Source organism: [Clostridium] symbiosum ATCC 14940 (genome assembly GCF_000466485.1).
Lineage (GTDB): Bacteria > Bacillota > Clostridia > Lachnospirales > Lachnospiraceae > Otoolea > Otoolea symbiosa.
In genome coordinates, this window is sequence record NZ_KE992957.1 from 1 (window position 1) to 10,889 (window position 10,889).

Below are 10,889 nucleotides of genomic sequence, written 5' to 3' on the forward strand. Positions count from 1 at the left end.
TTTTCAGCACACCCCAACATTCAGTATAGAACCTCTTTTTTTTGCTTGACTGGGGCCGCGGGGAATGATAGGATAAGTACCGTGAGTTTTTTGAAACGACACCGTATATAGATGGATACGGGATGAAATGTCTACATATAGTTATAAACCGTAATTTCAGCGGAATAAAAGGCCCGGCAGCGGGACGGGAGCAGGACAACAGATAAAAGGAGAGCAGGATGACGGGTTCAGAGATCAAGGTAATCAAAAAAGACGGGACAAGGGAAGATTTTAATATCCAGAAAGTGGTAGTGGCGGTTCATAAGTCGGCGGAGAGGGCAATGATCCGGTTTTCTCAGGACGAGATCACATTTATCTGCCGGTTTGTGGAGGAAAAGGTGGAGAAGCTCGAGGATAACCGGATCCCGATCTTCCAGATGCATAATCTGGTGGAGGGAGCGCTTGAACGGGTGAATCCGGCGGTTGCCAAGAGCTACCGGGATTACCGCAATTACAAACAGGATTTTGTACAGATGCTGGATGATGTATATAAGAAAAGCCAGTCTATCATGTATATCGGAGATAAGGAGAACAGCAATACCGACAGCGCCCTGGTCTCAACGAAACGGAGCCTGATTTTCAATGAACTGAATAAATCGCTTTACCAGAAGTTCTTTATGACGGTGGAGGAACTGCAGGCCTGCCGCGACGGATATCTTTACATCCATGACATGTCGGCGCGGCGCGATACGATGAACTGCTGTCTTTTCGATGTCAGAAACGTGCTGAGCGGCGGCTTTGAGATGGGGAACCTCTGGTATAATGAACCGAAGACTCTCGATGTGGCGTTCGATGTAATCGGCGATATCGTCCTGAGCGCCGCCAGTCAGCAGTACGGCGGTTTTACGGTGCCAAACGTGGAGGAAATCCTGGCTCCCTATGCGGAAAAGTCTTATGGGAAATACGTGGAAAAATACAGGGGCCTGGGACTTGATTGCCGGAAGGCGGAGGATGTGGCCATGGCCGATATCAAACGCGATATGGAACAGGGCTTCCAGGGATGGGAATATAAATTTAATTCTGTTTCCTCCAGCCGCGGCGATTATCCTTTTATCACAATGACCGCAGGGACGGGCAGAAGCCGTTTTGCAAAAATGGCGACAATCACGATGCTGGAGGTACGTAAAAAGGGTGAGGGCAGGGCCGGCTGCAAAAAACCGGTCCTGTTCCCGAAACTGGTATTTCTGTATGATGAAAACCTGCATGGGCCGGGAGGGGAGCTGGAGGATGTATTTGAAGCCGGTCTGAGCTGTTCTGCAAAAACCATGTATCCGGACTGGCTCTCTCTGACCGGGGAGGGATATATTGCCGGCATATATAAAAAATACGGAAAAATTATTTCACCAATGGGCTGCCGGGCATTTTTATCCCCCTGGTTTGAGAGGGGCGGCATGACCCCGGCCGATGATAAGGATGAGCCGGTGTTTGTGGGCCGTTTTAATATCGGCGTGGTCAGCCTGCATCTTCCAATGATTCTTGCAAAGGCAAGGCAGGAGAGCCGCAGCTTTTATGAGGTGCTTGATTATTATCTGGAGCTGATCCGGAAAATTCATATCCGGACTTATGCTTATCTGGGCGAGATGAGGGCCTCCACCAACCCGCTGGCCTACTGCGAAGGCGGATTTTACGGAGGCCGTCTGGGTCTGCATGACAAGATAAAACCGCTCCTTAAGACGGCAACGGCTTCCTTTGGAATTACTGCATTTAACGAGCTGCAGCAGCTCTATAACGGGAAGTCTCTGGTGGAGGACGGCAGCTTTGCACTGGAGGTTTTGGAACATATTAATGAGAAGGTGGAGGAATTTAAGAAGGCCGACGGCAACCTGTATGCAATTTATGCGACGCCGGCCGAGAACCTCTGCGGGCTTCAGGTGAAGCAATTCCGTAAAAAATACGGTATCATTGAAAATGTTTCCGACAGGGAGTATGTCAGCAATGGTTTCCACTGCCATGTGACGGAGGATATCTCCCCGATTCAGAAGCAGAATCTGGAATATCGTTTCTGGGAGCTGTCAAACGGAGGAAAAATCCAGTATGTAAAATATCCGATCGACTATAACCTGGAAGCGGTGAGGACACTGGTGCGCCGTGCGATGGAGATGGGATTTTATGAGGGAGTCAATCTTTCTCTTTCCTACTGTGACGACTGCGGCCATTCCGAGCTGGATATGGATGTCTGCCCGGCCTGCGGCAGCAGCAATCTGACGAAAATAGACAGGATGAACGGGTACCTCAGTTATTCCCGTGTAAAAGGGGATACACGCTTAAATGAGGCGAAAATGGCGGAGATAGCGGAACGGAAATCCATGTAGCCGACGGGCGGGATAACGGAACTGACAGATTGGAGTAGAGAAATGCATTATCATAATATTACAAAAGACGATATGCTCAATGGGGACGGCCTTCGGGTTGTCCTCTGGACCGCAGGCTGCAAACACGGCTGCAAGGGCTGCCATAACCCGGTTACCTGGGATGCGGACGGGGGAATACCTTTTGATGAAGCAGCGTGGCAGGAGATTGCAAAGGAGCTTGAGAAAGGCTATGTTTCAGGGATTACATTCAGCGGAGGGGACCCGCTCTATCCCGGAAACCGTGAAGAGACGGGAAGGCTTATCAGGAAAGTGAAGCAGGAGTTTCCGGACAAAACCATATGGCTCTATACGGGATATACCTGGGAAGAGATAAACGATCTTCCATATATCGGCCTTATAGACGTTCTGGTAGACGGCCGGTTTGAGGAAGAGCTGGCGGACAGCTCACTGAAATGGAAAGGAAGTTCAAATCAGCGCGTAATCCGCGTAAAGAAAAGCATGGAGGCAAAGAGAGTGATTCTTCATCAGGAATAAACGGAAACGGCAGTGTGCACTGGCCGGGGAAGGCTTTGTGAAGGGCACCGTTGATTTATACCGGTATCAATGATATACTTATTTCGACATAATTCCTGAAAAAGGGGAGCGGAACGGAAAGTATATAAAAGGGAGAATGCCGGCAGATGGATAACGGAAATATAATCAGAGAAACAATACAGGAGTTTTGCCACAGATGGTTTGAATTGCGGGACCCGGAGGGAGCAGCCCGTTTTTTGACGGAAGATATTGATTTTGTGGGAACCGGTAACAATGAGTTTGCCAGGGGAATTGATGAGATGAGGGAATATCTTCATCAGGATATCAGAGAGATACCGGAACCGTTTGTCTGTGAATGGTCCGCCATTTATGAGCAGGCGGTTACAGAGAATGTGTATAATCTGTCGGTAAACATGAGTTTGAAGAATTCGACTTACGGCTGGTTTCTGCGGGGCTTTTTCACAATGGTCAGGGAAGAATCCGGCTGGCGGATCAAGAGCCTTCATTTTGCCGAGCCGGGCAGCAGCCAGAGGGAGGGAGAGCATTATCCTCTGACGCTTGTGGTGGAAAGCATTGCCAGACAGAGGCAGGAACTGCTGAACGAGTCCGTACCCGGCGGAATGATGGGGGGATATATCGGCGAGGGATTCCCCTTTTATTTTATCAATAAGCAGATGTTAAACTATCTCGGCTACGAAAGTGAGGAGGAGTTTGTCGAAGATATCGGCGGACTGGTGTCCAACTGTATGCATCCGGGAGACAGGCGGAGAGTCGATGAAGAGGTCGAGTCCCAGATCAGAGAGAATGACCGGTATGTGGTGGAATACCGGATGAAGAAAAAGGACGGCTCTTATATCTGGGTTCACGATCTGGGAAGAGTGGTGACTGCGGAGGACGGCCGTCTTGCCATCTCCTCGGTTTGCCTTGATATAACGGTACAGAAACACGCACAGCAGGAGGTAATGAACCTTTATAACAATATACCCGGCGCTGTCTTCCGCTGCTGCTTTGACCCGGATTACTCAGTCATTGACGCGAATGACGGCCTATTTGAATATATAGGTTATACCCGGGAAGAGTTTGCCGCCATGGGGAACCGGATGTCGGCAGTCATTCATCCGGAGGATCTGGCCGTGATGGCTGACAAACTGAGCAGCCAGCTGCTGCACGGAAATACGATACATAATGAAAACCGGCTTGTCTGCAAGGACGGAAGCGTGAAATGGGTGTCGGTCAAAGCCCAGCTGTTCTCCGAACTGCAGGGTGAGAGACATTTCTATTGCGTCTGCCTCGATATTACCGAGGAAAAACAGCTTCAGAAGCATGTGAGAGAGCTTTACGAAAAGGAGCTGTCTTATTTTGCAGAGATTTCTTCAGTGGGAGGCTGTCTTCAGGGCCGCCTGAATGTCAGCAAAAACCGGGTGGAGAATTATCTTTCAAGCACTGCGGTGCCTATCGCAGGGATTGGTGAAACCTACGATGAGATTATAGAAAATCTGGCGGCATCAGCGGTGGACGCGGAATATGGAAGGAATATTCTTTGCGCGCTGAACCGGAAGAAGGTATTGGCGGATTATGCGGCGGGAAAGGTTAATTACAGCTTTGAGTTCCTCCGCAGGAACGAAGCAGGGGAATTGTTCTGGGGGAGTACCGGATTCAGCTCCTGCCTGCATCCCGAAACTGGAGATGTCATTGCATTTTTTTATACTAAAGATATCACGGAGGCAAAACTCCAGGAGCAGCTTTTAGGTACAATCGCTTCCCTGGATTATGATGCCATTGTAGAGGTTGATATGGTTAAAGGCAGTCGGCGGATTATCAACTTCAAACATGGGCTGACCAATACGGTCTCCGAAAAGGGCGAATACCTGGAGGCGCTCCGGAATGTAGCGGACCGGTGCATGGATGAAGCGGCGCGGGAAGAGTATCTGGCCAAGATGAATTTTACTTACATGAAAGAACAGCTTGAAAATCAGGATTCCTACAGCTTTGTACTCGAATTGAAAGAGGACGACGGATCGGTGCGGGTTAAACGATATCAGGTGTTTTATATCAGCAAAGAGCTGGGAAGAGTATGTATCACGCGTACCGATGTGACGGACGTCGCGCGGCGGGAACAGAGGCAGAAGGAGGAGCTTGCTTCCGCGCTGATTGCCGCTGAACAGGCCAATGCGGCAAAGTCGGACTTTCTTTCCCGCATGAGCCATGAAATCAGGACGCCGATGAACGCCATCATCGGCATGACTGCCATTGCGGCCCAGGCGCTGGGAAATGACGAGCAGGTGGCGGACTGTATTTCTAAAATCGGGATTTCATCCAGATTCCTTCTTTCCCTGATCAATGATATCCTGGACATGAGCCGGATTGAAAGCGGGAAAATGCTCCTGAAGAATGACAAGATTCCGACGGAGGAATTTTTGAACGGAATAAATTCCATCTGCTATTCCCAGGCTGCGGTAAAAGATGTGGAATATGAATGCATTGTGGATCCGGTGCTGGACGATTATTATATCGGCGACGCAATGAAACTCCAGCAGGTGCTTATCAACATTCTGGGAAATGCAATCAAGTTTACCAGAGAGGGCGGAAAAGTCACATTTTCCGCAGCCGTTAAAAGGAAAATGAAAAATGATGCGGTGATCCGCTTTGTAATCAATGATACGGGGATTGGAATGGATGAAGATTATTTACCTCACATATTCGATCCGTTTTCCCAGGAATCCACGGGTACAACGTCGCTGTACGGCGGAACCGGGCTCGGACTTGCCATTTCAAAAAGCATCGTGGATCTCATGGATGGAAAAATCACCGTGCGCTCCATCAAGGGACTCGGAACAGAGTTTACCGTGGATGTCAAGCTGGGAATTACCGAGGATGAAAAGCTCCGGCACCGCCAGAAAAAACATGAATGCCATTTCTCCAGCCTGAAGGCGCTGGTCGTGGATGATGATGTGGCTGTCTGTGAGAGCGCTATCGTGACGCTTAAGGAAATCGGAGTGACCGCCGAGTGGGTGGACAGCGGACAAAAGGCTGTGGAGAGGGTGAAAACCCTCCTCGAAAATAAGAAATATTATGACATGATTTTAATCGACTGGAAAATGCCGGGGATGGACGGCATCGAGACGGCCCGCCGGATCCGGGGAATTGTCGGTCCCGATGTTACCATCATTATCATAACGGCCTATGACTGGAGCGCAATCGAACAGGAAGCTAAGATGGCGGGAGTGAATCTGCTGATGAGCAAGCCCATGTTCAAGTCATCCCTGGTCTCTGCCTTTACCAAGGCCCTGGGAGAGAAGGAGGAGCAGGTCTGCCGGGAGGAAGAAAAGACGGAATATAATTTTGCCGGGAAACGCGTGCTGCTGGCAGAGGATAACGCCATCAACACAGAGGTAGCGGTCATGCTGCTGGAAAACAAGGGCTTTTTTGTGGAAACGGCAGAGAACGGGCTTCGCGCAATGGAGCTTTACAGCAAATCCCCGGAGGGCTATTATGATGCAATCCTTATGGATATCAGGATGCCGCTGATGGACGGACTGACTGCGGCGGTGAGCATCCGCCATCTCAGCAATTCCGATGCGGCGTATATTCCGATTATCGCAATGACGGCAAATGCCTTTGATGAAGATATAGAAAAGAGTAAAGTGGCGGGAATGAATGCACATCTTGCAAAACCTATCGACCCGGACCGCCTGTACCAGACACTGTATAAATTCATATTTGAGAAGGAGGAGGACGTGACGGTAAATGCTGCCGAACTGTTACGCTGAAATGCCTTCTGAATGTGGATTTGTTAAGTGAAGTTAAGAAAACGATAAACAAATGTTTGATATACGGGCTTTTCCTTTATCATATCCTTAACGGATAAGTGGTGTAATATTCTGTAGCTTTTTGTAGTGGCGGGAGAAAAATGATTACATCAAACGTAAGTGAGAAGGAGGAGTTAGTATGATGACTATTCAGCTTGACATGTATCAGGCCTGTGCGTTGGGGGCACTTGTCTATTGTCTGGGAAGGTTTATGGTAAAGAAGCTGGGGTTTCTCAGCAAGTACTGTATACCGGCACCGGTAGCGGGAGGAATTGTATTTGCACTGTTACATTTGGCGCTTTACGGGGCGGGAGTCCTGGAGTTCTCATTTGACACAACGATTCAGACGATCCTGATGACCGTATTCTTCTGTAGTGTAGGATTTACCGCTTGTTTCCGGCTTTTGAAAAAGGGCGGCATTCAGGTATTCATATTCCTGGCATTATCGGTTGGAATGTGTATTATCCAGGATGCGGTAGGAAGCGGACTGGCAGCCGCATTTGGTTTGGATCCGCTTTTAGGTCTTTGTATGGGATCCATGCCGCTGGTAGGCGGACATGGCACTTCAGGTTCTTTCGGGCCTCTTCTGGAAGAGACCTATGGCGTATCAGGAGCGCTTACGGTCGCGCTGGCAGCAGCTACATATGGCCTTGTATCAGGAAGTATGATGGGCGGCCCGATTGCAAGGGCGCGTGTTGAGAAGCTTGGCCTTAAATCAACGGCAAAGGCAGAAGGCAACGCAGTGGATGAGGCTGCATCTCCCATCGACGGACAGAAATTTACCAATGCCGCCGCATTTTTGGCAGTTGCAATCGGTATCGGTACGATTATCTTTACTTTCTTTAAAAATGTTGGACTTACAATGCCTGCTTATATCGGAGCAATGCTCTGTGCGGCGGCGATCCGTAATATATGGGATGCGAAGAACACCGACCTTCCGATGGAAGAAATCGATGCGCTGGGCGGTCTCTCCCTGAACCTGTATCTGGCGATGGCGATGATGAACCTGAAGCTGTGGCAGTTAGCCGCGCTGGCTCTTCCGATGATTGTCATCCTGCTTGTTCAGACCGTGGTAATGTTCCTGTATGCCAACTATGCGGTATTTAATATCATGGGCCGCGATTATGAGGCCGCGGCTATGACAACTGCGTTCTGCGGTTTCGGCATGGGTGCTACGCCGAACGCGATGGCAAATATGAGGGCGCTTCAGGAAAAATATGGTCCGGCGCCGAGAGCATTCTTCATCGTGCCGCTCGTAGGCAGCCTGTTTGTCGACTTCTTTAACTCGATGGTGCTTACAACCTTCATGAATGTTCTTTAAGCTGAAGAGAGGTGACTCGTCCGGAACGGACCGGGAAATTGTCTCAGCCTTGAAAATTAAACCAGATTTACTCTGTAAGACCGGCATGTCCTGCCGGTCTTATTTCAGTTGAAGGCGGTGGCCTGTGCGCGGAATACAGCCGTGTGAACGGTAATGAGGCGTTCCCGCCTGCTTAACTAAAACCGGAAAAACTTTACCGCAGTCCAAAAGAATGATATAATTGATCTGCACTGCAGAGAAAAGGAGACAGAAAAAATGAGAATTAGAATTAAATACTTTACCGACAAAATAGAAAAACTCGATTATATAGCAGGAAAATCCGACTGGATTGATCTCAGGGCGGCTGAGGAGGTAGAATTAAAAAAGGGAGAATTTGCCCTGATTCCTCTCGGGGTGGCCATGGAGCTTCCGCGGGGATACGAGGCCCACGTTGTTCCGAGGAGCAGCACCTTTAAAAACTTTGGAATTATCCAGACGAACCATATGGGAGTGATCGATGAGACTTACTGCGGTGACAATGACCAGTGGTTTTTCCCGGCTTACGCCCTGAGAGACACGGTGATACATACAGGCGACCGGATCTGCCAGTTCCGTATCATGGAACATCAGCCGGCAATTGAATTTGAGGAAGCGCCGGAACTGGGACATGAGGACAGAGGCGGACACGGAAGCACCGGCAGGAGCTGACAGGCAGCGGCGCATCCCCGGTCAGATGGGAGAGGGAGCCGCCGTTTAGAAATTTAAGAGGTACGGACGAATGAGAATACGAGCAGCGATGGTTCTTACAGTGGTGATTACGGCATCTGCCCTGATACTGGGCGGCTGCGGGGAATCAAAGGCGGCGAAAGAGGCCAGGCTTAAAGGAATTGAACAGGTAAAAAATGAAGATTATGCGTCCGCAGTGGAATCCTTCGATCTGGCGCTCAAAGAAGCGGACGGAGTAGTAAATGCCTTTGAACTGGATATACTGAAATACAGGGGCGAAGCTGAATTTATGCTGGAGGATTACGAGGCCGCGGCGCATACGTACGGCATCCTTGCGGATGTGGACGGAAAAGAACCGGAGTATCTGTATTATAAAGCCGCTTCCGAGGCCATGGCCGGAAATCCCGACACGGCAGTGGAGGATTATGCAAAAGCAGCCGAGGCGGCGAAAGACAGGAAAGAAGCTCCGGCCGGAGCGGCGGTGGCAGTCTCTTCCATAGCGGATGCATACAGAACGGCCGGTAATTATGACGGAGCCGTCGGGTTTTGCAGCCAGGCGATTGAGAGCGGCATATCCGGGCCGGAAATATATAATCAGATGGGACTCTGCATGATGGCGGCAGAACGGTTTGATGAGGCGGTTTCTTGTTTTGAGCAGGGAATAGCGCTGGGGGATGGCGAACAGGTTCAGCAGATGATGTACAACATGGGCGCGGTCTATGAGAAAAGAGGAGATTTTGGAAAAGCTCTGGAAACGTTCAGAAACTATGTATCAAAGTACGGTTCCACGCCGGAGCTGGAAAAAGAGATTGCATTTTTGGAGAGCCGTTAGGGAAAACGTGATATTTTGCACGGCTCAGGGTTACAGGAGGTAGCATGGCGGAACTGATTGATTTAAAAGAGCTGGAGGAGCGCGTGATTCTGATTGCGGTCAGCACCTCCGACGAGGATGATACAAGACAGTCCCTGGATGAGCTTGAGGAACTGGCCGATACGGCAGGAGCGGTGACGGTGGACAAGATAGTCCAGAACAGGGAGAGGATTCATCCGGGAACCTATCTGGGTAAAGGAAAAATAGAAGAGGTCAGGGAGCGCGTCTTTGAGCTGGGCGCCACCGGGGTGATTTGTGACGATGAACTTTCCCCGGCACAGCTGCGCAACCTGGAAAATGCCCTGGATACCAAGGTTATGGACAGGACCATGGTAATTCTGGATATTTTTGCGTCCCACGCCGTGACGAGCGAAGGTAAGATACAGGTAGAGCTGGCGCAGCTTAAATACAGGGCTGCCCGACTGGTGGGTCTTAGAAATTCCCTGTCCCGTCTGGGCGGCGGAATCGGAACAAGGGGGCCTGGTGAGAAAAAACTGGAGGTGGACCGCCGTCTGATTCACGACAGGATTGGCCAGCTGAAAGCAGAGCTTTTGGAAGTGAAGCGCCACCGTGAGGTCGCGAGAAAGCAGAGGGATCGGAATTATACGTTATCTGCCGCTATTGTCGGGTATACGAATGCGGGCAAATCGACGCTCCTTAATAAACTGACGGGGGCCGGAATCCTGGCGGAAGATAAGCTCTTTGCCACACTGGATCCAACCACAAGGGGAATGGAACTTCCCAGCGGACAGAAGATTCTTCTGACCGACACGGTCGGTTTCATCAGAAAGCTTCCCCACCACCTGATAGAAGCGTTCAGAAGTACGCTTGAGGAGGCCCGGTACAGCGATATCATCCTTCATGTGGTGGACTGTGTAAGCCCTCAGATGGATTCCCAGATCCATATTGTATATGAGACGCTGCGTAAGCTGGAGATTAAAGATAAAACAATTGTGACTGTTTTCAATAAAATCGACTGCCTGGAGCAGGAGGTAATTTTAAAAGATCTGCAGTCGGATTATCAGGTGAAGATTTCCGCCAGAACGGGCGAGGGCCTGGAAGAACTTACGGAAATTCTGGAGACGATTCTCCGGGGGCGTAAGATTTTTCTGGAAAAATTGTACACCTATAAGGATGCCGGGAAAATTCAGACAATCCGGAAATTCGGCCAGCTTCTCTCGGAGGAGTACCGGGATGACGGGATCCTGGTCACGGCATATGTGCCTACAGAGCTTTACGCCGGACTTATGGCTGAGGCCTGAGTATATGGAGATTTAACTGAGGTTGGAGGACGCGTC

7 protein-coding genes are annotated in these 10,889 nt (G+C 50.0%); all 7 read left to right on the forward strand.

The genetic code is table 11. The annotated features are described in order from the left end of the window. Positions 1-218 precede the first annotated feature (218 nt). The 7 genes from nrdD (at position 219) to hflX (ending at position 10,853) form a co-directional block, all read left to right on the forward strand. On the forward strand, positions 219-2,351 hold the full coding sequence (nrdD, locus tag CLOSYM_RS14820; RefSeq protein WP_021642729.1) for an anaerobic ribonucleoside-triphosphate reductase: 2,133 nt from the start codon (positions 219-221) through the stop codon (positions 2,349-2,351). 42 nt (positions 2,352-2,393) lie between these two features. Continuing rightward, on the forward strand, positions 2,394-2,885 hold the full coding sequence (nrdG, locus tag CLOSYM_RS14825; RefSeq protein WP_003503534.1) for an anaerobic ribonucleoside-triphosphate reductase activating protein: 492 nt from the start codon (positions 2,394-2,396) through the stop codon (positions 2,883-2,885). Positions 2,886-3,031: 146 nt separating this feature from the next. Then, complete coding sequence (locus CLOSYM_RS14830; RefSeq protein WP_021642730.1) at positions 3,032-6,655, forward strand: response regulator; 3,624 nt, start codon at positions 3,032-3,034, stop codon at positions 6,653-6,655. Positions 6,656-6,833: 178 nt separating this feature from the next. Continuing rightward, a complete protein-coding gene (gene gltS / locus CLOSYM_RS14835) occupies positions 6,834-8,015 on the forward strand; it encodes a sodium/glutamate symporter (RefSeq protein ID WP_003503538.1) in 1,182 nt (393 codons plus the stop codon). A gap of 255 nt (positions 8,016-8,270) precedes the next feature. After that, positions 8,271-8,702 carry a dUTP diphosphatase gene (locus CLOSYM_RS14840; protein WP_009296601.1) on the forward strand — a complete coding sequence of 144 codons (432 nt, stop codon included), beginning with the start codon at positions 8,271-8,273 and terminating at the stop codon, positions 8,700-8,702. A 70-nt stretch (positions 8,703-8,772) separates the two neighbouring features. Then, the gene (locus tag CLOSYM_RS14845; RefSeq protein ID WP_021642732.1) at positions 8,773-9,552 is read left to right on the forward strand and encodes a tetratricopeptide repeat protein; all 780 of its coding nucleotides are present in this window, start codon (positions 8,773-8,775) and stop codon (positions 9,550-9,552) included. A gap of 44 nt (positions 9,553-9,596) precedes the next feature. Beyond that, entirely contained in the window at positions 9,597-10,853 is a 1,257-nt protein-coding gene (gene hflX / locus CLOSYM_RS14850) for a GTPase HflX (protein ID WP_003507392.1), read from the forward strand. Positions 10,854-10,889: the final 36 nt, after the last annotated feature.